Raw genomic sequence first — 25,380 nt, forward strand, 5'->3', positions numbered from 1 at the left:
GATCCTAAAAATTCTGGATGAGGTCATGAGGAATCGCCAGATGCGGGTGGATGAGTTGAATCAGTTCTACCAGCCCCATGGCTACGGCAGGGGAGGGTTCATCGACATAAGAGTCTTGGGGAATGGCTAGGACCTTGTGATTTTTGACAGCGGCCAGTTGAGAAAAGCCGGGCAATTGATCGATAACCTGGGTGCTGCCATCAGCCGGGTCAAAAATGATGATTTGCGGATCGGCTTTGACGACCTGTTCGGGTGTTACTTGTGGATAGGCGGTGTGGCTAAAGCTTGCCGCAACATTTTGAGAACCGGCCATGGTTAATAAGCTATTGAGGTAACTGTTGGGCCCAGCGGTATATAATTGCCCGAGGTCAAGAAAAACCCGCGGCGTATGGTGAGTATTCTTTTTGACCAGGTCTTCAAGGGTTGTCAGTTGGCTTTTGAGATGGGCGACAATCGCGCTCGCCTGATGGACGCGCCCCGTGGCTTGACCCACAATCTCAATGTCGTGATACACACCGGCGATGCTTTGAGGACTCAAGATAAGAACAGGAATGTGAAACCGGCTGAGCGCCGAGAGCCCCTTAATGCCGGGCATGGCCAAGACGAGGTCTGGCTTGGTCGCAACGATTTGTTCGACACTGACCCCAGGATACGAGGACCCAATGTCATGTAGCCCTTTGAGCTCTGATGCCCAAGGCGCTGGGGCATACTGGAACGTCGAGGAATCGGTGCCGACAATGTCCGATTTTAATCCCAAATCTAATGCAATCTCGGTATTGCTGGGATCGATAGTAACGATCCGTGTTGCCGGTTTCGGCAAGGTTACCGTGCGTCCGGTGTCATCTACAATCCGGATGCTATGAGACACGTGGTTGGGGGCAGCGGCACTTGGGGTGGTTCCGCAACCGGCGATAAGGGTGGATCCTAGGGCGAGAACAGCTAAACGCCATGCTAATGACAAGCGAATCACAGATCTTTCTCCTTACATCACGAATTTTTACAAAGAATTCTTTGCCATAATGGAAGTGTATGCTGAATAGCTGGTAAACACAAGAAAAAGGGACGAACGGACCATGTTGTCGACGCATATCCATTGCTTAAGAACACAAAGGAGGCGGTGAGCATGTGGGATGAAAATGGCGACGCACAAAAGATGCCGCAAGTGTTGGCGGCTCTATGGGTTCAGAGGCGCGCAGCGGCAATTGGAACCTTGGCTGGGTACGCACGGCTTGATCCCAGCGTGGTTGCCCGCGTGTTAACCGCCTTGACTCAGCGGGGGTGGGTACACGAGTATCGCCTTCCTGGTCAACCGCCGCTTTACTTGTGGGCCGGCCTTTGCACCGAGGATATGCTGAAAACCGCGGATATGATCCGGCGTATTGCTTGGGACTTACCGCGCCTTTAATGCAGTCCGCATGGGTGGCAGCAATCGTCAAGGTATGGCGTTCTCGGGGTTCCACAAAGTGGGCCAGCGCATTCAACACGCGTTGCCCCACCGCCCGAATGCTTTCGCCGCCAGGGGGTGGATTGCGATCAGGGTCTTGACGCCATGCGATAAAGGACGGGGACTCCGCTTCCTCAAGATCGCGCAGGCGCTTTCCATCCCATTGGCCTAGATTGACTTCGGCTAAATCAGGCAAAATCACGGGAGTCAAGTCATGATCTTGGGCTAAAGGGGCTAGCGTTTCTTGGGCTCTGAGCAACGGGCTTGTAACCAAATAGCGTATGGGCGCGTTATGCCATTGGTGGGCCAGTTGTTGTGCTTGAGCCCGTCCTGTTGCCGTAAGGGCTGGATCCCATGAGCGACAGGCAAAGCGACCGGCGGCATTGGCTTCGCTTTCACCATGTCGAATGAGTATGATATCTGCAAATGAGGGCAACACAGAACCTCCTGGAAAATCAGGTATGCCCATTATCTTACCCAATTTGGGGAAGAATGGGGAGCTTAAATTTTCGGTTGCGATATTTGTCAGTATAGGTCGAAATTGCCAACATCCGCTTATCCATGGTAGCCTTAAAGAGCACAAGCGTTGCATCTACAGCATATTCTAGGCTAGAGAGCGGCGTGCCAATTGAATCAATCGCCAAATCGTGTCATCACACGAACGGGGGACCCAATTTTCGGGGCGTACGCAAGGGGGCAGCCATCCGCCCTAGCCCGTCAGCTTACCTCGTCGGCTTGGAAGGCTTGGACTATGCCCGGGCTTTAGCCCGGTTTTTTCTTTGATGGGGCGACTGTTCAGTTGGATAGGAGATGAGAAGAGATTATGCATTTGCAAGGAGGCTGTTGACATGGGGTATAGCTATATGGCGTCTGATGAGCTTGACGCTGAAAGCGCCGAAGGCGCACTGGAGCAAAAAGTGTGGAAGGAAGACAAAAAGCCCTATCGTGGCTACGTTCCATGGCTCGTCGCCGTTATCATGATAGCCTTGTGGTGGGGAGTGACGGCCCTGAATCTCTTTCCTCCAACGGCCTTGCCTTCACCAGGGGCCGTTGTCCATGACTTTATCACCGTCGCGACGGTCGGTTATAGTGGGGAGCCACTGTTAACCAGTACGCTTTACAGTTTGGGGAGGATTACGACCGGATTTATAGCAGCAGTGGTCGTGGGCGTGCCGATTGGATTTTGGATGGCGTCCACGGATTGGGTGTTCTTAGCGATTGATCCGCTGTTGCAATTTTTGCGGCCGATTCCGCCCTTGGCGTACATCCCCGTCATGATTGTCTGGTTTGGCATTGGGGAGACGTCCAAGGTGGTTTTGATTTTCTTCTGCACCATCCCGATTATCATCATCAGCGCGATGTCAGGCGTTAAGAGTGTTCAAGAAACGCGCATTCGCGTAGCGCAATGCTTAGGCGCTAACAAGCGTCAGATTTTCCGCTATGTCATCTTTCCTTCAGCGCTTCCAGAAATCTTTACGGGCATGCGGGTTGGCATTGGAATTGCCTGGACCTGTTTAGTGGCAGCGGAAATGATTGCTGCCTCCAAGGGCCTAGGATGGATGATTGAGTCGGCCGGCAATGAATTACAAATTGGGGTAGTCTTTGTCGGCATCGTCATGATTGGGTTGTTGGGATACGGCATGGAGTTGATTATTCGCTCCATTGAGCACCGTGTCACACCGTGGAAGGGGAAAGCATAAACACAATCAAGATGGCAAAAACCCACAGCCATAAAATGAAGGAGGATGTTATGTGGAGAAAAAGAAGACCTTGAAGCCGTTTCTGGCCGGATTAATGGTGTTGCCATTAATGGCCATCGTGGCCGGGTGCGGCACGTCTGGGGCAGCCAGTGAACCGACGGTGACGATTGGCTACGAAAATGCGCCCGATCCGGAGTCTGTGGCGATAGAACAAAACTTTTTTCAAAAGACGATGCATGCCCACGTGGTGTTGAAGTATTTTTCCTCCGGCCCTGACGCGCTGACCTCACTTGCATCAGGATCCTTGGACTTTATGACAACCCTGGGCAATCCTCCAACAGCAGCGGCGATTGCTCGGGGTGTGCCGCTTAAAGTGGTATGGGCCATGGAGCGTTATACGACGGCCGAGGGATTGGTGGTGAAAAACGGCAGTCATATCCATTCGCTGCAAAATTTAGAGGGGAAGACGGTGGCATTGGTAAGCGGTTCCACTTCGCCTTTTGAGCTAGATACGGCGCTGGCCATGCACCATCTGCCCGTATCATCGGTGCAAATCAACAATATGTCACCGCCGGATATGGTGGCCGCGTGGAAAACGGGCCGCATTGATGCCGCCTATGTGTGGGCGCCATTTCTCAATGAAATGCAGCAAGATGATGGACATATTCTGATTTATGACCAGGATCAGGTGGACAAAGCGCCGATTTTTAATTTAGCGGTGGTCAATGCGCACTTTGCCGCTAAAAATCCCCAGCTAGTCGATGAGTTCGTGAAGGCCGAAGAGGACGGCGTAAAATTCTTTTACCAACACCCAACGAAATCGTTTGAAGACATTGCTAAACTCAATGGGATTTCTCCTGCCGAAGCGCGTAGCCAGGCGGCAGGCCTCAGCTTTACCACGCTGGCCCAGGAATTGACACCCCGCCGCTTGGGGACGGCCAGTACCGTCAAAGATTCCCTTGTGACGCGCTCGTTAACTTCAGCGGCGCAGTGGTTGAAGCAGACCGGTCAAATTTCCAGCGTCCCCCCCAATCTTAGTCAATACGTCGATCCGAGTTATTGCGAGACGGTCTATCACCAAGAACATCAGGGGTAAGGGGGAAAGACGGTGATATCACTGCAAAATGTCAGCAAGTTCTACCCCCCCACGCAAAAAGGGGGGAAGCCCGTGCTGGCGGTGGATGATTTTGATGCGCAAATTGAGTCAACGGGCGGCGATTGCGCGGGCCTTGATTACAGAACCGCAAATGCTTCTCATGGATGAGCCTTTTGGCGCTCTTGACGCGCAAACGCGAACCGACATGCAAAAGTTTCTGTTGACCATCTGGGACCGCTTAAGGCCCACGGTTCTCTTTATCACGCATGACGTCGAAGAGGCCATTGTGTTGGCGGACCGTGTTATCGTTATGACACCTAGACCTGGGCGGATTGCGCAGGTGATTGATATTGGGTTAGGCCGCCCACGCAATTGGGATATGGTGCTTTCTCCGGAATTTTTGCGCTATAAGAAAGAGGTGCTCCATATCCTACGGCCACCGCACAGCCAAACAGCAGGCTAAATGGCGGCGGGGGCTCAATGCCTCCGCCGTCCATTTTGTTGAGAAAACGGGCTTCTTTTGGCGGGAAATCTACCGCTTATGCGTCTCAGATGGTATGCTATGCAGAAGGAGTGAGACACAAGGCCGTGGATCAAGAAAAGGCAGAATCTTTGTTTGATGGGGCGTTTCGCGTCTTGCGCATGATGGGGCGTCAGTTTGCTCGTGACCGAGCCCCATGGCATATTACCCCTACTCAATACCATACGCTGTACATGATTCGAGACCAAGGGACATTGACGCTTATGGACATGGCCAAGCATTTGCAGGTATCGGCTCCGACGGCGACAAGGGCGGTGGATGCTTTAGCGCAAAAAGGGTTATTGTCTAAAGACCGTGACCCTCAAGACCGCCGTATGGTGTGGCTTAGGCTCTCGGAAAGCGGAGAAGCGTTGTTGACACGGGAACGGCGTGAACATGTCGAGTTTTTGGCACAACGCGCGGATGAACGGTTGACGCCGGAGGAACAAGACCAATTGATTGGGCTTTTGAACAAGCTGATTCCGCCGGAATCAATGGCGAAAAACAGGTGATACGTTGATGACGACAATTGGCCTGATTATCAATCCGATGGCGGGACGTGATATTCGGCGTTTGGTGGCGGCCGCATCATTGCAGTCGGCACCTGAGAAGATGTTGACCGCGCGCCGCTTGTTGTCGGGGATGGCCGCGGTCCCAGACACCGAAGTGGTGATGGTCAATGACTACGAGGGTTTTGGGCGCTATGCATTACACGAACTGGGCGAACTCTTACCCGTACGCCTAGTCGCAGCAGAAAAGGAACCCAGTAATGGAGCGTCGACGACAGATTGGGCGAGACGCTTGCAAGATGAGGGAGCGCGTGTTGTCGTGTCCGTGGGGGGAGACGGGACGCAGCGTAACGTGGCTCAAGCAGGATTACGGCGTCCCGAGGATGTGGAACAATTGTTTTTGAGCATGGCCGATCCCGTTCGTCCCGGTTTGTCAAATGTCGGGGGATTTTTTCAGCCCATCTATGCCGATGATGATGTGGCATTACATCTTACCTTAGGAGACGAGACGATGGGTCAGCGCCCGGTTCTGGCGGTGATGGCGCCTGGGCTCGTGGTGCCTTTTTATGTAAAAGCTTCTGCTACCGTGGATCTGAACAGCCCCGTGGTGTGGTCACGGCCCCAAGGAGGATCAGTAGCCTTAGATGGCGAACGGACCGTAGTCTTGCGCCCTGATGAACCGGTGTCATTACGGGTGGAACGTGACGGCCCTTTTGTGTTAGATCCCCAAAAAATCTTAGCGGCTCCTACGCAGTTTTGAGCATGAACTCGATGTCCTCCCCAAATTACTCTGCGCTGACTGCTTAAAACAATAAAGCCTTAAAAGTTTTTGGTCTAAATCTTCTGCTTGCCTTCTATGCATTGACTAGGACAAAGAGCAAGGAGGCACGCATGGACATACCCCCCTTAACACCCGAAATAGCGCAAGATATTCTGCGTTTGGCTACTGTGCGTCGCACCATAAAACAGCTGGAATTAGAAGAGCAGCAGTTGCGGCAGACGCTAACAAGTCAGTTGGCGTCATGGCCGCCCGAGGCCTTTCCTTTGAAGGTGGGCGTACATGCTGTGCGCGTGAGCTACCGGAAGGGTCGGGTGGATTATGATGCGGCGATGGAAATATTGCGTGCGGCAGGGCTCTTAGACGAGGCACCCCGGGAGCCGTATGTGCTGGATGAGGCAACCTGCTCGGCTCTAGGGCAGGCGATTGTGGATTTGCCTATGCCGCCTTTGACCCAGGTGGCCTTGGAAAAGTATTATCATGGGGCCTTGGGACAACGTCCTGTCATTACGCCCGAGTGGTTAGAAACGTTGGGAGCGCAGCAGAAGCTCTCCCCGGAGGACTACGTGCAATGCTTTAAGGATGAGAAGCCGGTGGTGCCAGTTTTGATGGTACGCTAATGGGCCAGGCCTGAGCATTGGTTGCAATCAGCTGACGGTAAAAGGCGGCGCTAGGGCGTAAGGTCCGTTCTTGTGTCGAGTAATCGACTTCAATTAATCCAAATCGAGGCCGAAAGCCCTCGGCCCATTCAAAGTTGTCCAACGCTGACCAGTAAAAATAGCCCCGGACATCTGCACCTTGTTGTTGGGCTCGGCTCACAGCGGCCACATGATCTGCAATAAATTGTTGACGAACGGTGTCGTCGGCGGCGATGCCGTTTTCCGTAACCACGATGGGCTTGCCAAAGGACCTCAGCTCGTTAAGAAAGTGTTCGAGCCCTTGGGGGTAAATCTCCCATCCCATATCGGTGACGAAGGCCCCGGGTTTCGAGGCAATAGGGACCAGCACGTGCGGACGATGGGTGTATTGGCGTGTGTAATAATTGATGCCAATAAAATCTTGCGTACTATCTGCGGCTTGCAAGAAGCGACGGTTGAACAAGTAATGGAGCATCTTGCTGCTCGCACGGTCCCACACCGAGTGGGGATCGAAGGGCTCAAAGGCCACCATATGATGGGCTAGTCCGACGAGAGCGCCTGGCTGCCGGGTTTTAATGACGTGATAGGCACGGCGGTGGCTCTTGATAAGTTGGGGACCCAGTGCCCAGATGTCTCGTAAACGTTTGTGCCCAGGCGGCCAGGTGCCGATGCCATAACCCATGACGGCATAGATCATAGGTTCATTAATCGTGACATAGAAACGTACTTTGGGGCCAAGGTGCTCGACCACCTGTTGGACAAAACGTTCAAAGAGAGCAGGAGCCTGGGGTTGAAGAAACCCGCCCGCCTGAGCGAACCATATGGGGAGGGTAAAGTGGTGCAAGGTCATGACCGGCTCCATTCCTAAATCATGGCATAAATCAATCATGGCCTCGTAATGATTGAGAGCACGCGTATCAAATTGTCCGGGTTCAGGCTCGATTCGGCTCCACTCAATAGAAAAGCGGTAGGCATTGATGCCCAGGCTGTGAAATAAGGGCAAATCTTGCGCAAATCGTGCATAATGGTCACAGGCTTGCCCGGACGCTATACGGCCTTGATGCCGTCCTGCCTCTTCCCACTGTGTCCAACTGTTGTGATTATTACCTTCGATCTGGTGGCTCGATGTCGCAGCGCCCCATAAGAATGGGGGTAGATCGGTGGGCCAATGTATCATGTGCTGAATTCCTCGCCTTAAATTCCCATGTGGACCCGAATGGCTTTGGGAATAGTCTTCACGTGCACGGGCAAATGACCGATAAGTTCTCCATCAGCATGGACCCACAAGCCAGAGGGACCCTCGACCGTCAATTCGCGCGCCGGGAAGGTTTTCACGACAGACCTTTTGACATGAGTGCCGCGAAAAACACGGGTTAATAACGGAAGAATTTGCCACGGCTTGATCCCTTCAACCCACATGATTTCGAACTGCCCATCATGGGGATCAGCCTGAGGACAGATATTCATTCCTCCTGCGATATATTGCGTGTTACCCATCGCAATCATAAAGGTATTTTGCGTTGTGCTGTGGCCATCGATGGTAACCGTCATGGGCTGGGGACGATATCCCAGCGCATTATATAGTATGCCGCGAATGAAGACCCACGTGCCGTTGCCCTGTTTCTTATGTTTGTTGGCCCAGCCGGCGACCTCGGCGTCAAACCCTGCGCCTGCTACCGTCAAAAAATATTGGTCGTCAATGGCGCCGAGATCAAACCACCGATTAGGCCCATATAGCGCCGTATGTACCATCTGTTCAAGACTGGCAGGATAATGCAAGACGCGTACAAAATCATTACCGGTGCCTGCGGGAATCACTCCGAAGATCGTTTTGCCCATAGGCATGAGCCCATTAATTACTTCATGATGGGTGCCATCCCCACCTAACGAGATGACGGTCAGGTCCTCTTCGTTCGCGACTTCTCGAGCCAGTTCGGTGGCGTGTCCTGGACCTTTAGTTGTCACAATTTCAATATCTTGATCCCTTAAATAAGGCTTGACTGATTCGAGTATCTTGACGGCTTTGCCGTTGCCTGCCGCCGGATTAAAAATGATCCGCGCTGCCATAACTACCGGGATTCCCCCAATTCACCAAATTCCCTACCTTAGATTCGCGATCAAGGCGCAAGTTCCTGCCTTGGGGTCAAAAGTGCTCGGCATTCGCGAATCTCATCAGCATACTGCGCTTCCGACTCGACGGGTGTTTCCAAATAGAACGGAATGTCTCGCAAACGCGGGTCATTCAATAACGAACCAATCATTTCCAGGCCAAGATATCCGCGGCCAATCAATTCATGACGATCTTTGCGCCCGCCAAAGGGGACTTTACTGTCGTTAAGGTGAATGGCCTTCAAGCGCGCCATGAACTCCGGGTGCTTAAAGCCCGAAAAGCCGTCAAGATTGCCTGCTTCCAAGATACCCGCAGAGAAAGCATGCTGGGTATCTAGACAGAAGCCGACTTGGTTGGCGGGAAAGGGATCGGCTATGGCTAATAGCTGTTCGATCGTGGTGCCAATCTCAGAACCTTGGCCCGCCGTATTTTCTAAAAGCAGCATAGTCTGGGTCGTGGTGTTTTGATCCAGGACTTGGGCAATCGCGTCGCGCATGCGTTGAATGCCGTAGTCTATCCCCTTATCTTTGGGCTTGCCACAATGAACAACGACCCCATAGCTGCCGCGTGCTTCGCCAATAACCAGATCTTGTATTAGGGCATCAATCGAAAGATGCCACAATTCATCATCGGCTGTCGCCAAATTTATTAAATAAGGGGTATGGCCAATAGCCACTAAGTCGAGTTCTGTCATTAAAGCGCGTCCTCGTTCGGCGTCCACGATATTGAGCGGTTTTGCCCCCCGAAATCCACGAGGATTTTTCGTAAAGTATTGAAAGCAGTTGGCGCCGAGTTTTGGTGCCGTTTCGACTGCTTTGGTGAAGCCTTTCGCCACACTGAGATGGCAACCAATCCGTGTCATTTGTCTCGCCCCATTTCATCAATAGCATCAATCATGACGAAATCTGAAAAAGACGTCAAGCCGTGAGCAAAGACGTCACAAATTTAGAGGAATTAGGCGGGTCAAGAGAGAACAATTAAGGGAAAAGAATAGCGAGTGTGCGGACCGCTTACAGGAGGCGTAATCATACGGTGACAGAAGCCAGATACTGGACCTACCAAGACATGACAGAGGCATTACAGGATTGGCAACGTGCCTATCCCGACATTTTTTCCTTCACGTCTATCGGAAAAAGTCGGCGCGGCCGGGATTTATGGGCTGTCACGCTATGCGCCGATATAGAACATGCCGACCGTTATCCGGGTCTTTTGGTGGATGCCAATATTCATGCAGGGGAAGTGGCTGGCAATGCCGTGGCCATGCACTGGATTGCGACATTGCTTGAAGGATTTGGGAATGCGCCGGCCATTCAACAACTCTTGCAGACCCGCGCAGTATATGTCGTTCCGCGGATTGCCGTTGACGGTGCGGAAGAGTATTTGACAACGCCAGCACGGTTGCGTTCGAGTCCACATGATTATCCATTAAGTGAACCGCCCGCGGGCTGGGTGCCCAGTGATGTGGACGGCAATGGTCATATTTTGCAGATGCGGGTACCGAGTCCTGATGGAGCCTACGCCATAGATGAACACGATCCCCGGTTGATGCGGTCCAGGCGTCCGGGCGAGTTTGGTCAACGCTACTACCATGTCTTTACGGAAGGGCGTGTCCATCCTCCCACTTATCACGGAAAAGATTTGGAAGGCAGCCGCCTTGATTTAAGTGTGCGGCAAGGGATGGATTTTAATCGCAATTTCCCTATTCGCTGGGCTACAGAAGATATCCAAAATGGGGCTGGCCCTTTCCCATTGTCTGAGCCAGAAATCTACGCGCTCGCTAAATTTATTGAAGTGCATCCCAATATTGCGGCGTATGTGGCATTGCACACGTCAGGGGGCGTGATCTTGCGGCAACCTTCTACGGGAGATGACAGCGCGATACCGACGCTCGACGCGGTGCTATATCGCCGCATGGGAGAAGAAGGGGCACGCGTTAGCGGGTATTTTTCACGTTCCAATTACGAGACCTTTCATAACGGCTATGATCCCGTGTTAATGCCGGGTGCTGCGGATGATTGGATGTATGATCATCAAGGAGTTCTAGGCTTTACCGTGGAAATCTGGGATTTGCCTCGCCACGCAGGAGCCAGAGGATATGCAGAATATGGGGTTAAAGGACTCATGAAACTTTCTGAGGAAGAACGCCAAGAGGACTTGCGTAAGATTCTCCATTTTGTTGAGGACAAGGTGCCAACTCAGGGCTTCTTCCCGTGGATGCCGTTTCATCACCCCGATTTAGGGATGGTGGAAATTGGCGGCTTGGATCCCAAATTTGTTGTGCAAAATCCTCCCCTCTGTTTTTTGGAAGAAGAGTGCGAACGCGTCGGACGATTTCTTACCACTTTGGGTCTTAGCACAGCCCAATTGCAGGTGGGTCCTATTACGAGCGAGAGAATTGGAGATAATGTGTACCGCATTGCCGCGATGGTGAAAAATCAGGGATTTTTACCGACTTCGTCGACCAAACGTGGCGGAGAGATGAAGCGTGTCATGGGAGTGAAAGCTGAGCTAGCGGGTAATTTTGAAATGATTGCGGGGGAATCACCTTGTCAACTAGGGCATTTAGCAGGGTATGGGGAAATCACCTCAGCGATGCCGCCTGGTAAAAACCGCAAGGTCGCCGAGTGGGTTGTGCGGGCACAACCCGGTACGCACCTGACGTTGACCTTTTCGGCACCCCGTGCGGGGACGGTGCAGGAATTGATCGTACTGTAAATGGGGACTAGACAAGGAGGGATTGCGTGTTTGGGGAAGACTTGCGGTTGTTAATCCCGGCTGCCCTTAGGCAAACGTATTTAAACACGGGAACACTAGGCCCGACCCCCACTCCCGCATCGGCCGCCGCCTGTGCTGCGGAGATGGAGTGGGAGGAGATGGGGCCGGGGCATGTCCCTTATTATCTCAGTGCTCGCGACAAAGCACGTCAATTTGCCCTTCGGATTGAACAGACGATGCCTAAAGGCACGGTGAGTTTGGTTCATAATAATACGGAAGCCATTGCGCGGGTTTTGTGGGGACTCCATTGGAGTGCTGGTGACGAAATTATTACCACAGATCACGAGCATCCGGCAATGATCTTTGCACTCTCGTCACTTATTCGTCAGTTTGGTGTTAAAGTAAAGGTTTTGCGTGTGGATAGCTCCGTCAGTCTGGCAGATCAGCTTGAACAAAGACTGAGTCCTCGAACTAAGCTCTTAGCGGTGAGTCACGTGTCCTATCTCACGGGATGGCAGTTGCCCGTGGAATCCTTAGCGCGTGTGATGCGCCAAAAGCCCGATGCCCGCGTGTTGGTGGATGGGGCCCAAGCATTGGGCAATATTGCGGTAGATCCCTTGCGCACGGGGGCCGATTACTACGTATTTTGTGGCCACAAATGGATGATGGCGCCCGTGGGATGGGCGGGGCTGTGGGTGCGCCATACTCGCCTTCAAGAGCTCGTCACCTGCTGGCCGCCAGATGGTGATTACGATCCGCATGTTCTCGAGCGCGAGGAGTTATGGCCGGTGGATCACGTGACGGGGCAGGGATTGGAATACGGTAGTCGCGACTGGCTCCGGGTTGTCGGCTGGTCGGTCACCTGGGATTATTTCGAAGAAGAGGGGTTTGCCGCCCATGCGATTTATCAAAGTGGTTTAGCGCTCGAAGCGGCGCGAGAGGTGGCCCTAATCCCAGAATGTGAGGTGGTGCCGTGTCCCAGACCAGAATATCGCCCTACGGCCTTGATGACGATTCGGTCCAAACGCTATGGAGCAGGTTTAGCGGAAAAACTGTGGCAACGAGGGATCGTGGTCAAGCCTGTCAATGCTTATCAAGGCGTGCGGGTCTCCTTTGCGTTATTTAATACCAGCCAAGATGTGCACGCCTTGATGGAAGGCTTGCGTACAATTGATGCGTAGGCCGCTAGTGGTCTTCCTCGTCATGCAGAGTGGATAAACGGTCGTTTATCAGCCAAGCTAAATCGGGGTCAAGCTGCGACGCATCCAGAGGTCCCGAAAAATCCTTCCATAATTCGGCAAGGGCTTCGGGAACGGCGGGGTGGCTAAGAATCATAGACCGATACTCCGCGTCTTTTAAAAATCGGTCAATCGTAACAAAAGATAAAGGGGCGTGGGCGCTCAGCACGGCCAGACTGATATGGCCTAGCCACGTTTGGCAAGAGGCGGTACTGCGCTCGGGATAGAGCAATTCGACAAGATCTAAAATGGCTTGGACCCCTTTTTGGGGGTCATTGGTTGTCGGACCGAAACCCACTGTTCCCCTTCTTTCTACGCTCGTGGCGTGTTGATGGAACCCGAAATCCCTCTGTGCCGTATGGTACCACAAAGAGGAGGCGAGGGGATGATTCAGCCGTCTATAGAGCGTCCACGATTTTGGGTGGATACGCGATTAGCCTTCGAGCGTGCTATTCAGATCATGACAACGCACGTGGACCCGCGGGGAATTTGGAATTTCTATGAGGCCAAGGGATATAAGGTCAATACGTTAGGAGATATCGCATCGGTACCTTATACGTTGCGCGAGTATCGGGTTACGCTCCTGCGCGGGCGTTACCGTGCGTATATTTTGGGTGAGATGGGAATCAGTCAATTGGCGGGCCCGTTGTCTCCGGCCGTAGGCATACCCATTTTGGCATGGATTCTCCTCCTGTGGGGAGTGCAAATGGGGTGGGCTTATGCGGTGGACATGCGCGACCCAGCGGTCCAGGCAATGCTTGCCTCCATTATCGCCGAAGACTTAGAGCGTGTGGTATTTGGTAGCCCAGAATGCCGAAGATGGCGCGGAACAACGGTTTTGCGTTTGTTTCTCTTGGGATGGGGCCAAGAATTGGCGTGGGCAGATGAGGTGGAGGTGTGGATGATGGAAAAGGAAACGCGCGAGGTCGAGGAGAAATTTGAGGAATGGTTTGATGTGATGAGGGAATGGTTTGACGTTGCCGAATAACTAAAGAGGTTTAGGGAGATTTCAAAGCAAAGCAGCTTCCCGCCACCACGGAGCTGCTTTCTTTTTGTGTAAAAGTGAGCGTTAAGACACCTATGAGGTTTTTCGCTCCGACGTCTGGGGCGGAACAAGACCATATGGCAATGGAGACGGGGGCAAGGCGACGGTAACACTGTGGCCCTTGTCCCCGTCCTAGCCTCTGTGGGTCGCCCAATGGTAGCACGCATTTCGCACCTGAGCCTCTCCTATACAGGAATTTCAGGGCATCCGGCTAGCTCGAGGGCGCCGGGGGCGGAGGTTCCGTAACACACCGTTCAGATAATCGCAAGACCTTCAAGAAGGCCCAAAACATGGCATGAAAGGGCTCCGGCAGCGACACGGTGCGGGAACCATCAGGCTGTTGGAGCGCTCGCAGGTGGCGAAAGAGTTCATGGACCGTCGGGCGCGTCAAGACGCGCCGCGATGGCGAGAAGGGCACCCAGAAAACTTAGCATCCGGCCGCGGAATCGGATGCGAGTACCTGGGATCGACCATACTGATTTGGCCAAGCAACATTGTTCAATCGGGTGAGGTTGATTCATTGGGCGAGAGAACTAAAGTATGGTAATATTTTGAAAGAGGTGAAGCTCATGGATGAATTTACCGTCGTCGCGGCCGATGGGGCGCGCATTGAGACCTATTTTGCCACAGGGGGTAAGGTCGGGGTCATCTTGTGCCACGGCAAGGCTTTTGACCGCGATAGTTTTGTGGAATATGGCGAGACGCTGCAACAAGCTGGCTATACGGTCGCTATTCCTAATTTTCGGGGTTACGGGGCGTCTTCAGTGGGTTCGGAAGGGCCCGACGCCATTGAGCTTGACGTTATTGCCGTAGCGAGCGAATTGCGTTCACGCGGCCACCACGTGGTGGCTTTGGGCGCCTCTCGCGGTGGCGGCGGGGTTTTGCGCGCGGCTGCCCTACGTCCTGAACTTTTTGCGGCATTGATTACATGGTCCACGGTGGCTGTGCCTGACGCGACCGCTGTTCGTCTTGGAACCATGCCTAAACTGTTCATCGTGAGTGAGAGTGAAATGATGCATGATCAAACCTTAGCGGTGTTTCGGATTGCCCCTGAGCCGAAAACTCTCAAAGAGATTCCGGGCGGACGTCACGCCCAAAAGATTTGGCAGGGCCCTGACCGTTCCCTGTTGGAAGCCGAGGTGTCCGCGTTTTTGGCCACTGTCTCAGCACAGCAAGAGTAACTGCCGAAATTCGAGTGGTGTATTAAAAAGGTGCCGTGTCTTGACGGTGCCTTTTTTTGTTGATTGCGCCATCTTCTGTTCCTTGGCGTATGGCTATGAGGGCTGTTCCGTAGACAATCCACATAATATTAAACCCAATCATCACACTCGAGGGAGATACCGACCCGATGATAAAACCGGTGAGGGCGATAAAGCCACTCCACGCCACATAGCGCTGAAAGGCGTCGGAAGCATGGCGCAGACGGTAGAGTCCTTGTAGCAAGGCGGCATAAAAGACGACATACAGGCTTAAGCCGAGCCAGCCAAAATCGATGGCGATTTCTAGCCACATGTTATGGGCATCGATGACACCGTAGGTATTATAAGGGCTTTTATGGTGGACATAATATAAGTAATATCGCTCGGCTCCCCGGGGCCCTAATCCCCACGGATGGTGGCTTAAGGCTTGAAGACCACTGTGCAACAACGCTAATCGAATCGCTAAAGATCCAGGCCCCTGATGCGCAGTGACGCGGTGTGGGTGATACGCAAATAAATCGGCAATGTGACGGACTTTCGTCAAGGCAAAAGGCAGGTGAGCGGTCTGAGGTAAGGCCTGCATGTAGAGCATCAGACTCGTAAAGACAACCAGCACCGCGGCTAGGGCTACTAGTGCGAGGCGTTTATAGGGTCGAGGCAAGACGAACGGCAGTGCCGCGAATTCGATGATAATTGCAAGTTCTCCTCCCCGGCTCCCTGTTTTATAGAGCACATACAGCCCGGCTAGCGTAAAAAGGCTGCTTATGATATATGCCCAGCGGGTGCGTACTAAGGAGGCGGCGAAGGCGATAAACGGCAGGATTAAGGCAAGCGCTGCGCCTAAATGATTCGGACCATAGAAAAATGCTGTGGGAATGGGCTTGGGGTGGGCGCCCCCTTCGCTGGAATGACCCAAATGATGTGCCGTGCGAATTTCCCAGAAACTTACCATGAGTGTGGCGCCATAATAGAGAAACAAGGTGAAAAGCACGGTGGCTTTAGCCCATGTACGATGTCGACTTAATGTCCAAAGGCTAAGAACAAGAAGATATCCGGCGATTTGCTCCCACGTGTAATAGACATAATAGTAGGTATGGGGACTAAAGATAGCAAACGTCAATCCGACCCAGAGAAGCCATGCAGTCAACAGCACGAGATACCACCAGGGAGTATGGGGCTCTTGGCGCAGGGTCTGATACAGCACGTAAAGAGGCAAAGGTAGGACAATAAGGCGCTGAAGCAAAGAGACGATGGAGTGCCCGCCGGTTCCTGGCACCACAATATACCCTTCAAACGGAGCACTTATCACATAGAGCGCGAGAAGAAGAAACCAAATCTTATACACTGCGGCTTTCATAGTCAAACACGGAACACTCCCTAGGGTGGCTAAAATGAGCTTCACGGTGGCATTAGCCTTATCTTACTTCGTTCTTAATGTTTCGCCAATCAAGGTAGGTTTCCTGTGTGTTACCATTAAATACAAATGTTGTCATAAGGGGGCATGGTTCGTGCAAACCACAGTCTTTATTGGCCTAGGACAAATGGGGCGGCGCATGGTGCGGCGATTAGATCCTGCGACCACGATTATATACAACCGTACCGAGGATGTGGCGTTGCAGCTGCATCACGATTATGGGTATCAGGTATCATCAAACCTGGCGCAAGACGTTGCGCAGGCCCAGTGCGTGATCACGATGCTGACAGACCATCATGCGGTGGAAGACATCGGGCAACAAGCGCTCTATGGGCATTTAGCGCCGGGGTCTACATGGGTGGATATGACAACGGGAGATGTGGCCAGCACGAGACGGTATGAGGCCGTCTGCGCCAATCGGGAAGCCCATTTTGTTGCAGCTCCGGTGCTCGGTTCTTTAAAGCCGGCAGAAGCCGGGAATTTAGTGGTGATAGCTGGAGGAACGCCGTCAGCGATTTCAGGGGTCATGAGCACATTGGAGCGGTTTGGCCGGGTGGTTGAAACAAAACGTGCAGAACAGGCGGTAGCCGTGAAATTGGCCATGAACACGCTGTTGGGTTTTTATATGGACGGAATGGCGGAAATGTTAAAAATTACGGACGCAGCACAAGTGACACGCAGTCAAGTTCTTGATATTCTTCAAATGTCGTCATTAGATGCGCCTGTGATGCACGTCAAGCGGCCAAAATGGGAATCAGGCGATGCATCGGCAGAGTTTCCCATTCGCATGCTGGCCAAGGATTTAGGACTGGCTTTGCAGTTCGCAGCACGTATCGGTGTAGAACTCCCCGTATTAGCATGCTTAGAATCTGTGTTTCGGCAGGACGGACAAAGTGAGAGAGGCGGACAAGATATGGCCTTTGTAGAGACCGGGCGGGGCGAATAACAGGCCGTCCCGGTCTTTTGGAAAGCCATCCTCATTTAGGGTTCTTCTTCTTGATGGTCTTTCATATACCGGATGCCAATAATCAAGGCAACGACCATGGCAATCCCTCCGAGAATCCAGAGCATGTTGGATGACCTCCCGACCAAAGTTGCTTACCATAATAGGCTCATTTTGAGCATTTGGCAAAGCTAGTTTTCTCCAGTTGTGCGTGGAGGACGGCGGTGCGTTAGCACCGCTTGTAAGCTATCCGACAGTTTTGACTGCGCATCATCGGCGAAGGCGTTGGCAAGAGCAAGGAGCAGTACGTTGAGAGCCACCAACGACGCGATGAGCGACGAACCTGCGCCAATGCGGGGCGAGGCTTCGTAGGCATAGACGTAAAATGGCAAGTCGGCCATGCGGGCTAAGGGATTTTTTCGGTCGAAACGTGTCAAAGCGGCCACGCTTGCCCCTTTAGACCGGGCCAATTGAGCGAGTTCGAGCACTTCGGCGGTTTCGCCTGAATAGGACACCGCAAAGAACACGTCTTGGTCGGAAAGCTGCCCGACAATGGTCGCCATCACATGGAAATCCTCAGAGAAAAAGATTGGGAGGCCAAGGCGCCAAAGTTTTTGCTGAAAATCCTTGACAACGACCGCGGAAGCCCCAATGCCGTACGGTACAATCCAGCGGGCTTTCTGAATGCGTGTCACCAGTTCTTCAATATCATGCTCGCGCACATCATTTAGGGTGCGATTGATGGCCATGATGGCGTTGCGGCGCAAAGACTGAATGGACCGTGAAAGGGAGGCGGCCGGATCGATTTCGACAAATCGGTTACCCGCTGGTGGATCTTCGCGAGCAATATCGGCGACAATAGCCACCTTTAAAGCTTGATAGCCTGGGACCTGAATCGATTTACACAGGCGAATGACGGCGGCTTGACTGCTTCCAGTCAGTTGCGCTAGGTCTTTAACGGTTAAGTCAACGAGCTGGTGGGGATTTTCTAAAATCCAGCGAGCAATGCGTGCCTCCGAGTTTGCCAAGGTTGGTAACGTGCTGCTCAGACGGTCTAATACCCCAGAGATAGCCATGGCTTGTCCTCTCTTTCCCCTAACCATGATGGTGAAATGTGGAATGAAAAAATATTTTGTAATTGAAGATGAATATTTTTTTCACTCTATTGGTTCTACTTTTGAAATATGATAACATAAGCCCCAGATTTCTATACAGCTTATAGCAAATTCCCTGAAATTTTACAGTATGCAGCGTGTTTATGTCGGAAAATTTGGCGATTAAACAGCTTTTCAATCGAATGATAAGGAGAGACATCATGAAGAAAGTGCTTCCTCTAGCGCTAATTGCTAGCTTAGGGGTGTTGGCGGCAGGCTGTGGCGCCTCCCCAACACACAGTGCCGCAGCTCAGACCTTCACCACGATTGATGAAGCGCACGGCATTACCGACGGGGCTCCGATGAACCCCTTCAACACTAATGGGAACAGTTTTATGAGTTTTGATGTGATGCAATTGGGATGGTTCACGAATTCGGCGACGAATCCCAATGACTTCTATCCCGGATTAGCTAAGAAATGGCAAATTTCTGATGGCGGGCGAACTGTGACCGTGTGGCTGCAGCCTAATGCAAAATGGTCGAATGGGCAGCCGGTTACAGCGCAGGATGTCAAGGCGTCCATGGCTGCAGGCTTTACCCAGGGCAACTCGCAAGCTTTTTATTTGGGCAGTGTCAAAGTCATTTCGCCGACAGAAGTGCAGTTTACGCAAGTGCCCGGCCAAAACTACAATTTGTTTTTCAATTCGCTTATGCAGCAACCCATTATACCCGCTTTTGAATACGACCCCATTATGGGCAAGAACATCTGGACGATTATTGACGAATCGATGTATACCGGCAGCAACCCAGCGCTGAAAGCCTTAGCAACGAAAGCGCAGACAGAACTGACGAACATTGGCAAGTCCGTGGTGGACTACGCGCCCAAGACCGATATTTCGGCCGGACCCTTTTTGATCAAGAACTTGAACCCGGGTGAAGCGCTGCTTGTCAAAAACCCTGACTTCTACGCTGCGAATAAAATTCATATCAAACAAGTGGTCTTTCGCAACTATACAGGCAACCAGCGCCAGTTGGTGTATTATCCATACAGTAACAAGACGGAAGGCAATTGGGTCGACTCTCCGCAAGAAATTCCCTTGCCGAACGGGAAAATGGTCAATCCTGGCCAGTTGACCTATGATCTCAACAGCCTGACCGCTGCGCAACAGCGTCCTATTGTACAAAAGCTGGCTTTGGCCACGAATGAAAGCTTGCCGATGATCACGCTGTGGAACTATATCAATGTGCAGTTTATTAATACCACCCGCTTTACGGATTTCCCCGTGCATAACAATGGCATGCTAGACAACCCCCCGGGTGTGTGGATTATGAGCGGCTACGTGCAGCCGAAATAAGGGAAAAGTGTCGGGTCAGGTCTTTTGGGCCTGACCTGGCTCATCATGGTGTATGCGGAGGGACCACACGTGAAAAACATCCTCATCCGATTAGCGAAACGGATCGTGGCGGGAATCGTTATGGTGCTGGTCGTTGCGTCGTTTACCTTTTTCCTTGTGCGCATGATGCCGGGAAATCCGGTGTCCGCCAAGTATAATGAGCTGATTATGCGCGGAATGACACCAGTGCAAGCGATGGATGCGGTGCGTGTGATGTATGGCTTTATCCCTCATCAACCGCTGTGGCAGCAGTATTTGCATTACATTGGGCAAATCTTGCACTTGAATTTGGGGCGATCAATTTCTTATGAAGGGGTCCCAGTGCTTCATATCATTCTCAACGCAGCACCTTGGACCATTATCTTGGTGACGACAGGCCTGATTGCTAGCTTTATTGTGGGCGTGTTAGCGGGGGTCATTGCAGCCGTCAAACGTTCCTCACCGGTGGGAAGCGCGATTACGCTCTCTGGGTCGATTATGCATGGAATTCCGCAGTTTGTCATGGGACTGTTTCTTGCCTATGTCTTTACGACGATATGGGCGCTATTACCGTTTGGTGCGCCCTATAATGCTGCGTTGACACCCGGATTTAATGGCCCCTTTATCATGTCCTTGATCCGGCATGCCATTTTACCCGTAGCGACGTATGCGTTATCCAGTTATGGGGGATGGCTTTTGACCATGAAATCCAGCGTTATCAGCGTATTAGGTGATGACTTTATCCTGGCGTCTGAGGTGCGTGGAATCAAAGCGTCGACGCGCTTACGCTATATTGCGCACAATGCGATTTTGCCGCTGTTTACGATCTTTGCGCTGTCGATTGGTTTTATGTTCGGCGGCTCTTTGTTCATTGAGGATATCTTCGATTATCCGGGGCTTGGCAATCTGTTGTTGCATGCGATTGATTCGCGCGACTACCCTTTGATGAGCGGAGCGTTTTTGCTGATTACGGTGGCGGTCATTGTCGCGAACATTGTCGCAGATTTCTTGTATTCGGTCGTCGATCCTAGGATTCGGAGGTGAGCCGAGATGTCTTTAGCCGTTAGCACCAGCAGTTCGTCTAGATTGGACATTGTCGGGGGTCAGATTACCGGCATCATCGGGGAATCGGGATCGGGCAAGTCGACATTGGCAATGGCTATGATGAATGCCGTACCGCATCCAGGCAAAATTGTCAAAGGTTCCGTGATTATCGATGGTGTCGGCAATATGATGACGCTGGACAAGGAGAGTCAGCGCAGGGCGCGGGGCCGTCATGTGGGATTTGTTTTCCAAGCCGCTCAAAACTCTCTGAATCCTTTAACGCGCATTGGACATCAGGTGCTGGATTTAGGACGTTCCCATAATGTCAAAGACTTGCGGGCGTTGTTGCGCCGCGCTAAGGAGCTTTTGGAACGCATGGGTATGGATGCGGACCGGGTCTTAACGTCGTATCAGCATGAGTTATCCGGTGGAATGCGCCAACGGGTAGGCATCATGTTTGCATTGGTGCTCGACGCCCAAATCGTGATTCTCGATGAACCCACAACGGCCCTTGACATGTTGTCGCAGGCATCGGTTCTAGAAATTGTGCGGAGTATCCAGGAAGAACGCGGCCTAACCATTATCTTGATTACGCACGATATGGGAGTGGTGGCAGACTTAGCCGACCGCGTCATCGTTATGTACGGTGGCGAACTGGCGGAAGAAGGAAAGACCGAGGACGTCTTGGCCCATCCCCAACATCCTTATACGCGCGGGCTGATTCGAGCGATTCCCCGAATTTCGGGAAATCTTGATCAGGCCGTGGCTCTTGCGGGCTCGCCCCCAGATCTTCAGACGTTTGTGCAAAACGCTTGCTTATTTTACGATCGTTGCCCCGAACGCATGGCCCAATGCGAAAATCATCGGCCTCCCTATGAGATGGCAGGTCCTGGCCGCAAAGTCGCATGTTTTAAGGTGATGTCGAAATGATTGAGGTCAGACATTTGGAGAAGACGTTTCCCGGAACCCGCGGCTTACTAGGCCATGATGCCATAAAGGCCGTAAATGATGTCTCGTTTCACATTCCTGACGGCGGAGCGGTGTCATTTATTGGAGAGTCGGGGTGCGGGAAAACCACCATCGGTCGCATCTTGGCCGGATTAGAGGCTTATACCGCCGGCGAGGTGGTCATGGACGGACAGAACCTCGCACAGTTGCCCCGACGTCAGCGTGCGGCGTTGTTACGCCGGGTGCAATTGATTCAGCAAGATCCCTATCAGGCACTCAACCCGGCGCGCACGATTGAACAAGCTTTGACTGATCCGTTAAAAGTTATTGCGAAAGAGCGGGGAGCGGACAAAGCGTGGATTATGCACAGGTTGCACGAGGTGCTGGAGTTGGTAGGGCTTGATCCCGATGCAGTCATTTATAAATATCCGCATATGCTCTCAGGGGGACAGCGTCAGCGCATTGTGATTGCTCGGGCCTTAACGGTGGACCCATCGGTGCTGGTGGCGGATGAAGCTGTCTCTATGATTGATGTGTCCTTGCGGCTAGGGGTGTTGAAACTGTTGCGGGACTTACGGGAGCGCTTTAGGATTTCCGTCTTGTTTATCACCCACGATGTGGCTTCTGCCCGTTACGTCGGGGATGACGGGCAAATGTTTGTTATTTACAAGGGCAGGATTGTCGAGCACGGGCTTACCGATGAGGTCATCTTGCATCCGCAGCATCCTTATACGCAAGCGCTCTTAAGCGCCGTGCCCGTGCTCAAAGGATTAGAAGAGCCAGGGCCTGATCGGTATATCCCCTTAAAAGAATTTGGACATGGTCAACCTCCGGAACACGCGTGTGCCTTCGCTCCGCGCTGCCCTTATGCACAACCATTGTGTGGACAAGAAAAACCAGAACTTGTGGGGACGGCCCATCAATATGCCTGTCATTATCCTAAGGAGCGCCATGTCGTGGCCGTTCCCTTAAGCGAATAACTCAGGCCTTTGGACGAAACACCATCACACAATTGCAGTAAGACCCCAAAAAGAGAAAGGAGGCACCCTGGTTTCGTGGTCCCGACAAGGCACCGGGAATTTGTGGCATTGAGAATTATTGCAGCGACCGAGGTAATTAACGGCCAGCCCAAAGTGGGGATCGTGCATGACGAAAACGCGGAGGCCATGGACAAAGTGGCGGGACATGCAGGGGTATTTGCACCGGCTAAGGATCTCGCGAAGTATCTAAGCTTGTGGACCGCAGATCCCGATGAGAAAACCCCGGTCCTCGGCCGTGCGGTGAGGCAGCGAGCCGTTTTACTGCATACCGAAATGGCCCATGGGCGCCGAGGATGGGGATGGGTTCTGCCGGGCGATCCGCAAAGCGTCACGGGAGACTTGTGGCCCCAGAGCACGGCAGGACATACCGGGTTTACGGGAACGTCGTGCATCTTTGATCCCATCAGTCGCCATTGGGCGATTCTCTTGACGAATCGCGTCCATTTTGGACGGCAAACGGAAATTGGTGATTTACGTCGGCGATTTCATAACGCCGTCGCCCAAACGTTATTTGAGTAGGTGAAAGGACGAAGGCATAATGGATGCGATTAGGGTGAAGCGTGCCGCCCCAGACGATCTCGGGGCATTAGGAGAGATGGTGGACCGCATATACCGGCCCCAGCGGCCGCCGGGAGAAGGAATGCCCCGAGAATTCCCTCATTTGTTTGACCCCCGCAATGCGGCCAACTTATTTTTTGTTGAGGACCGGGGGCGTCCGGTGAGCATGGTGGGGGTGCTGAAGCAAATTGGCATGGTGCCGGGGGCGGCGGTTCCAGTGGCATCTATTGGGTCGGTGGCCACTGTGCCGGAATATCGCGGGCGCCACCTGGCTTCTCGCATCCTCCAAGTCGTATTTGATACCATGCGCGATGAGCAGCAAGCGTTATGTTTGATATCTGGAGACCGGGATTTATACTTGCGCCAAGGGGCCATCGCCGTGGGCCAGATGGAGACCGTTTTTATCGAGTTGACACCATCCATGCCCCGATTGTCTTATCCTTTGCGCCAAGTTCCGGCGCACCTCAGAGCCTCGTACGCTTCGCGTTTAATCCGTCTCTACCGGCAAGAGCCCTACCGCTTTATGCGGACGACGGCACACATGGAAGTTTTGCTGAACGCACTGTGGTTTCAACGTCCCGGATTTGACCAACAATTGTTTGTCATTGGCCCCGAGGACCATCCGGTGGCTTACGTGGTGGTCTATGTGTCCGCGCGCTCGATTGACCAAGGCACGATTATGGAGTGGGCGGGGGACCGGGCCGCCATTGTCCAAGCGTTGCCTTATGTGATGACGCATATGAACATTAGACATTTGCAGTTTCATATTCATGAGGCGGATTTCTCTATGCACCGACTAGCCGATGAGAAGGGATGGACCCTAGTCCCTGGTCCTTTGCAAGGAACGGTCAAGGTTGTCAATGAGGACGTGTTACGCAGTGCTTATCGTGCATGGCTTGCGGAGTATGAGCCCTGGCCCAGGGAAGAGGGGGATTGGGGCGATGTGACGGCTCGCTATTTTGGCAGAAATAAGGGCCAATACAACCTGCCGTTAATGTTAACGGATGATCTCAACTATATTTGAGGGGTTGTAAAACCTCTTAATGTCAATAGGACGAGGATGAACTCGCATGATTATTCGACCCTATCAACCTGGTGACGACCGGGCTCTCATCGATGTATGGAACCGGGCTGCGCCCTACGATGGCATGACGGAAGAACGGTGGCGGCGCAAAGTATTGCTCGACGCTAATTTCAATCCGCAAGGGCTGTTGGTGGCGGTGCAAGGTGCCCAGATCGTGGGATTTGTCTTAGCCGTTGTGCGCCGACTGCCTTTATACGGTCAAGACTTAGAGCCACACAATGGGTGGATTACCGCGTTTGGGGTCGATCCCCATTTTCGCCGTCAACATATTGCGACCGCCTTATTTTCCGAGGCCTATGAGTTTTTTCTAAGGCAAGGACGTTCCCATGTGTTCTTTGCGTCTTATGCCCCCCACTATTTTGTTCCAGGACTCGATGCGGTGGTATATCCCGAGGCACAGCAATTTTTTCAGCGCGAAGGCTTCCGCCTGCTTTATACAGCTGCCGCAATGGACAAAAGCTTAGTCACCTTTAGGGTTGACCCCGACGTGCGCGCCGTAGAGAAGCGCTTGATGGAGAAGGGGTATACATTTCAGACTTTGTCCACCACGACGATCTGGCCTTTGTTGAGATTCGTTGAGCAAGAATTTGACCCCGACTGGTTGCGGGCGGTGCGCGAGGGATTGTCTAGTGGTGTACCGGATTCCCGCATCATGATAGCCCGAGGGGACGCTGGGGATGTTGCAGGCTTTGCCATGTTTGGCGGTTATGACGACATAGGCGAACGGTTTGGGCCTTTTGGCGTCGCCAAAGACCTAAGGGGCACTGGTCTTGGCAAGGTGTTGTTGTACGACCAGTCATTTTCCCTTTATTGCCTACTATAACGCGTTGATGGTGGTGCGGGGGGCTCCTCGGGGATTTCCGATGGCGCAGGCCTTTATGGTCCCAGAT

At 52.7% G+C, this 25,380-nt stretch carries 27 protein-coding genes and 1 riboswitch; of the genes, 18 read left to right on the plus strand and 9 right to left on the minus strand.

Annotated features, from left to right (window positions below):
- Positions 1 to 4: 4 nt before the first annotated feature.
- The 3 genes from ORD20_RS01860 to ORD20_RS01870 all read right to left on the minus strand — a co-directional run bounded on the left by ORD20_RS01860 (position 5) and on the right by ORD20_RS01870 (position 2,088).
- Positions 5 to 970 (minus strand): ABC transporter substrate-binding protein, encoded by a 966-nt coding sequence (locus ORD20_RS01860; protein WP_103375742.1) that lies wholly within the window; start codon positions 968 to 970, stop codon positions 5 to 7.
- Positions 971 to 1,097: 127 nt separating this feature from the next.
- Positions 1,098 to 1,880: a histidine phosphatase family protein gene (locus ORD20_RS01865; RefSeq protein ID WP_430626464.1), complete on the minus strand. Its 783-nt coding sequence runs from the start codon at positions 1,878 to 1,880 to the stop codon at positions 1,098 to 1,100.
- 37 nt (positions 1,881 to 1,917) lie between these two features.
- Positions 1,918 to 2,088 (minus strand): hypothetical protein, encoded by a 171-nt coding sequence (locus tag ORD20_RS01870; protein ID WP_158246289.1) that lies wholly within the window; start codon positions 2,086 to 2,088, stop codon positions 1,918 to 1,920.
- A riboswitch (cyclic di-AMP (ydaO/yuaA leader) is annotated at positions 2,073 to 2,196 on the plus strand. It overlaps the preceding gene by 16 nt.
- A 96-nt stretch (positions 2,197 to 2,292) precedes the next feature.
- Here ORD20_RS01870 and ORD20_RS01875 point away from each other — a divergent pair.
- The 6 genes from ORD20_RS01875 (at position 2,293) to ORD20_RS01900 (ending at position 6,667) form a co-directional block, all read left to right on the plus strand.
- Positions 2,293 to 3,144 (plus strand): ABC transporter permease, encoded by an 852-nt coding sequence (locus ORD20_RS01875; RefSeq protein ID WP_207654672.1) that lies wholly within the window; start codon positions 2,293 to 2,295, stop codon positions 3,142 to 3,144.
- A 52-nt stretch (positions 3,145 to 3,196) separates the two neighbouring features.
- Positions 3,197 to 4,240 (plus strand): ABC transporter substrate-binding protein, encoded by a 1,044-nt coding sequence (locus ORD20_RS01880; RefSeq protein ID WP_242968548.1) that lies wholly within the window; start codon positions 3,197 to 3,199, stop codon positions 4,238 to 4,240.
- A gap of 94 nt (positions 4,241 to 4,334) precedes the next feature.
- Positions 4,335 to 4,703: a hypothetical protein gene (locus tag ORD20_RS01885; protein ID WP_430626465.1), complete on the plus strand. Its 369-nt coding sequence runs from the start codon at positions 4,335 to 4,337 to the stop codon at positions 4,701 to 4,703.
- 125 nt (positions 4,704 to 4,828) lie between these two features.
- Positions 4,829 to 5,272: a MarR family winged helix-turn-helix transcriptional regulator gene (locus tag ORD20_RS01890; protein WP_158246290.1), complete on the plus strand. Its 444-nt coding sequence runs from the start codon at positions 4,829 to 4,831 to the stop codon at positions 5,270 to 5,272.
- A gap of 7 nt (positions 5,273 to 5,279) precedes the next feature.
- Complete coding sequence (locus tag ORD20_RS01895; protein ID WP_430626466.1) at positions 5,280 to 6,029, plus strand: diacylglycerol kinase family protein; 750 nt, start codon at positions 5,280 to 5,282, stop codon at positions 6,027 to 6,029.
- A gap of 131 nt (positions 6,030 to 6,160) precedes the next feature.
- Entirely contained in the window at positions 6,161 to 6,667 is a 507-nt protein-coding gene (locus ORD20_RS01900; protein ID WP_103375748.1) for a hypothetical protein, read from the plus strand.
- On the opposite strand, the gene ORD20_RS01905 is transcribed toward ORD20_RS01900, so the two are convergent.
- Genes ORD20_RS01905 through ORD20_RS01915 form a run of 3 tightly spaced genes read right to left on the minus strand, consistent with a single transcriptional unit; the run spans position 6,624 to position 9,657 of the window.
- Positions 6,624 to 7,862 (minus strand): glycoside hydrolase family 1 protein, encoded by a 1,239-nt coding sequence (locus tag ORD20_RS01905; RefSeq protein ID WP_103375749.1) that lies wholly within the window; start codon positions 7,860 to 7,862, stop codon positions 6,624 to 6,626. The two genes, ORD20_RS01900 and ORD20_RS01905, sit on opposite strands and share 44 nt — an antisense overlap.
- 17 nt (positions 7,863 to 7,879) lie before the next feature.
- Entirely contained in the window at positions 7,880 to 8,752 is an 873-nt protein-coding gene (locus tag ORD20_RS01910; protein ID WP_103375750.1) for a diacylglycerol/lipid kinase family protein, read from the minus strand.
- Positions 8,753 to 8,802: 50 nt separating this feature from the next.
- A complete protein-coding gene (locus ORD20_RS01915; protein WP_103375751.1) occupies positions 8,803 to 9,657 on the minus strand; it encodes a deoxyribonuclease IV in 855 nt (284 codons plus the stop codon).
- A gap of 170 nt (positions 9,658 to 9,827) precedes the next feature.
- Here ORD20_RS01915 and ORD20_RS01920 point away from each other — a divergent pair, with 170 nt between their 5' ends.
- On the plus strand, positions 9,828 to 11,510 hold the full coding sequence (locus tag ORD20_RS01920; RefSeq protein ID WP_207654673.1) for a M14 family metallopeptidase: 1,683 nt from the start codon (positions 9,828 to 9,830) through the stop codon (positions 11,508 to 11,510).
- Between the two features lie 26 nt (positions 11,511 to 11,536).
- Positions 11,537 to 12,691: an aminotransferase class V-fold PLP-dependent enzyme gene (locus ORD20_RS01925; RefSeq protein ID WP_103375752.1), complete on the plus strand. Its 1,155-nt coding sequence runs from the start codon at positions 11,537 to 11,539 to the stop codon at positions 12,689 to 12,691.
- A 4-nt stretch (positions 12,692 to 12,695) separates the two neighbouring features.
- Here the strand turns inward: ORD20_RS01925 and ORD20_RS01930 are convergent, their stop codons facing one another.
- Complete coding sequence (locus tag ORD20_RS01930) at positions 12,696 to 13,046, minus strand: hypothetical protein (protein ID WP_103375753.1); 351 nt, start codon at positions 13,044 to 13,046, stop codon at positions 12,696 to 12,698.
- 87 nt (positions 13,047 to 13,133) lie between these two features.
- On the opposite strand from ORD20_RS01930, the gene ORD20_RS01935 reads away from it, so the two are divergent.
- Entirely contained in the window at positions 13,134 to 13,736 is a 603-nt protein-coding gene (locus ORD20_RS01935; RefSeq protein ID WP_430626467.1) for a hypothetical protein, read from the plus strand.
- 626 nt (positions 13,737 to 14,362) lie between these two features.
- Positions 14,363 to 14,974 carry an alpha/beta hydrolase family protein gene (locus tag ORD20_RS01940; protein ID WP_103375756.1) on the plus strand — a complete coding sequence of 204 codons (612 nt, stop codon included), beginning with the start codon at positions 14,363 to 14,365 and terminating at the stop codon, positions 14,972 to 14,974.
- Positions 14,975 to 14,996: 22 nt separating this feature from the next.
- Here the strand turns inward: ORD20_RS01940 and ORD20_RS01945 are convergent, their stop codons facing one another.
- On the minus strand, positions 14,997 to 16,349 hold the full coding sequence (locus ORD20_RS01945; protein WP_242968560.1) for an O-antigen ligase family protein: 1,353 nt from the start codon (positions 16,347 to 16,349) through the stop codon (positions 14,997 to 14,999).
- Between the two features lie 151 nt (positions 16,350 to 16,500).
- On the opposite strand from ORD20_RS01945, the gene ORD20_RS01950 reads away from it, so the two are divergent.
- A complete protein-coding gene (locus ORD20_RS01950) occupies positions 16,501 to 17,352 on the plus strand; it encodes an NAD(P)-dependent oxidoreductase (protein ID WP_158246291.1) in 852 nt (283 codons plus the stop codon).
- 188 nt (positions 17,353 to 17,540) lie between these two features.
- Here ORD20_RS01950 and ORD20_RS01955 read toward each other — a convergent pair whose 3' ends face one another.
- The gene (locus ORD20_RS01955) at positions 17,541 to 18,425 is read right to left on the minus strand and encodes a MurR/RpiR family transcriptional regulator (RefSeq protein WP_158246292.1); all 885 of its coding nucleotides are present in this window, start codon (positions 18,423 to 18,425) and stop codon (positions 17,541 to 17,543) included.
- Positions 18,426 to 18,664: 239 nt separating this feature from the next.
- Here ORD20_RS01955 and ORD20_RS01960 point away from each other — a divergent pair, with 239 nt between their 5' ends.
- From ORD20_RS01960 to ORD20_RS01990, 7 genes are all read left to right on the plus strand, one after another.
- A complete protein-coding gene (locus ORD20_RS01960; RefSeq protein WP_430626468.1) occupies positions 18,665 to 19,798 on the plus strand; it encodes an ABC transporter substrate-binding protein in 1,134 nt (377 codons plus the stop codon).
- Between the two features lie 69 nt (positions 19,799 to 19,867).
- Complete coding sequence (locus ORD20_RS01965; RefSeq protein ID WP_242968549.1) at positions 19,868 to 20,860, plus strand: ABC transporter permease; 993 nt, start codon at positions 19,868 to 19,870, stop codon at positions 20,858 to 20,860.
- Positions 20,861 to 20,866: 6 nt separating this feature from the next.
- Positions 20,867 to 21,790 carry an ABC transporter ATP-binding protein gene (locus tag ORD20_RS01970; protein ID WP_430626469.1) on the plus strand — a complete coding sequence of 308 codons (924 nt, stop codon included), beginning with the start codon at positions 20,867 to 20,869 and terminating at the stop codon, positions 21,788 to 21,790.
- Positions 21,787 to 22,788, plus strand: coding sequence for an oligopeptide/dipeptide ABC transporter ATP-binding protein (locus tag ORD20_RS01975; RefSeq protein WP_103375762.1), 1,002 nt, complete (start codon positions 21,787 to 21,789; stop codon positions 22,786 to 22,788). Before ORD20_RS01970 ends, ORD20_RS01975 begins: the two co-directional genes overlap by 4 nt.
- A 75-nt stretch (positions 22,789 to 22,863) precedes the next feature.
- Positions 22,864 to 23,367 (plus strand): serine hydrolase, encoded by a 504-nt coding sequence (locus ORD20_RS01980; RefSeq protein ID WP_430626470.1) that lies wholly within the window; start codon positions 22,864 to 22,866, stop codon positions 23,365 to 23,367.
- A gap of 19 nt (positions 23,368 to 23,386) precedes the next feature.
- On the plus strand, positions 23,387 to 24,430 hold the full coding sequence (locus ORD20_RS01985; protein WP_430626471.1) for a GNAT family N-acetyltransferase: 1,044 nt from the start codon (positions 23,387 to 23,389) through the stop codon (positions 24,428 to 24,430).
- Positions 24,431 to 24,476: 46 nt separating this feature from the next.
- Positions 24,477 to 25,313, plus strand: coding sequence for a GNAT family N-acetyltransferase (locus ORD20_RS01990; protein ID WP_430626472.1), 837 nt, complete (start codon positions 24,477 to 24,479; stop codon positions 25,311 to 25,313).
- Positions 25,314 to 25,380 lie beyond the last annotated feature (67 nt).

It is taken from the genome of Sulfobacillus thermotolerans, from assembly GCF_039623705.1.
GTDB lineage: Bacteria > Bacillota > Sulfobacillia > Sulfobacillales > Sulfobacillaceae > Sulfobacillus > Sulfobacillus thermotolerans.

Bases quoted from the DNA above. Each gene is read 5' to 3' on its own strand.
- ORD20_RS01940 (WP_103375756.1), top strand. From the start codon at position 14,363: ATGGATGAATTTACCGTCGTCGCGGCCGATGGGGCGCGCATTGAGACC.
- ORD20_RS01975 (WP_103375762.1), top strand. From the start codon at position 21,787: ATGATTGAGGTCAGACATTTGGAGAAGACGTTTCCCGGAACCCGCGGC.
- ORD20_RS01955 (WP_158246292.1), bottom strand. From the start codon at position 18,425: ATGGCTATCTCTGGGGTATTAGACCGTCTGAGCAGCACGTTACCAACC.
- ORD20_RS01910 (WP_103375750.1), bottom strand. From the start codon at position 8,752: ATGGCAGCGCGGATCATTTTTAATCCGGCGGCAGGCAACGGCAAAGCC.
- ORD20_RS01905 (WP_103375749.1), bottom strand. From the start codon at position 7,862: ATGATACATTGGCCCACCGATCTACCCCCATTCTTATGGGGCGCTGCG.
- ORD20_RS01935 (WP_430626467.1), top strand. From the start codon at position 13,134: ATGATTCAGCCGTCTATAGAGCGTCCACGATTTTGGGTGGATACGCGA.
- ORD20_RS01875 (WP_207654672.1), top strand. From the start codon at position 2,293: ATGGGGTATAGCTATATGGCGTCTGATGAGCTTGACGCTGAAAGCGCC.
- ORD20_RS01945 (WP_242968560.1), bottom strand. From the start codon at position 16,349: ATGAAAGCCGCAGTGTATAAGATTTGGTTTCTTCTTCTCGCGCTCTAT.
- ORD20_RS01900 (WP_103375748.1), top strand. From the start codon at position 6,161: ATGGACATACCCCCCTTAACACCCGAAATAGCGCAAGATATTCTGCGT.
- ORD20_RS01885 (WP_430626465.1), top strand. From the start codon at position 4,335: ATGCGCAAATTGAGTCAACGGGCGGCGATTGCGCGGGCCTTGATTACA.
- ORD20_RS01960 (WP_430626468.1), top strand. From the start codon at position 18,665: ATGAAGAAAGTGCTTCCTCTAGCGCTAATTGCTAGCTTAGGGGTGTTG.
- ORD20_RS01985 (WP_430626471.1), top strand. From the start codon at position 23,387: ATGGATGCGATTAGGGTGAAGCGTGCCGCCCCAGACGATCTCGGGGCA.
- ORD20_RS01970 (WP_430626469.1), top strand. From the start codon at position 20,867: ATGTCTTTAGCCGTTAGCACCAGCAGTTCGTCTAGATTGGACATTGTC.
- ORD20_RS01990 (WP_430626472.1), top strand. From the start codon at position 24,477: ATGATTATTCGACCCTATCAACCTGGTGACGACCGGGCTCTCATCGAT.
- ORD20_RS01895 (WP_430626466.1), top strand. From the start codon at position 5,280: ATGACGACAATTGGCCTGATTATCAATCCGATGGCGGGACGTGATATT.
- ORD20_RS01915 (WP_103375751.1), bottom strand. From the start codon at position 9,657: ATGACACGGATTGGTTGCCATCTCAGTGTGGCGAAAGGCTTCACCAAA.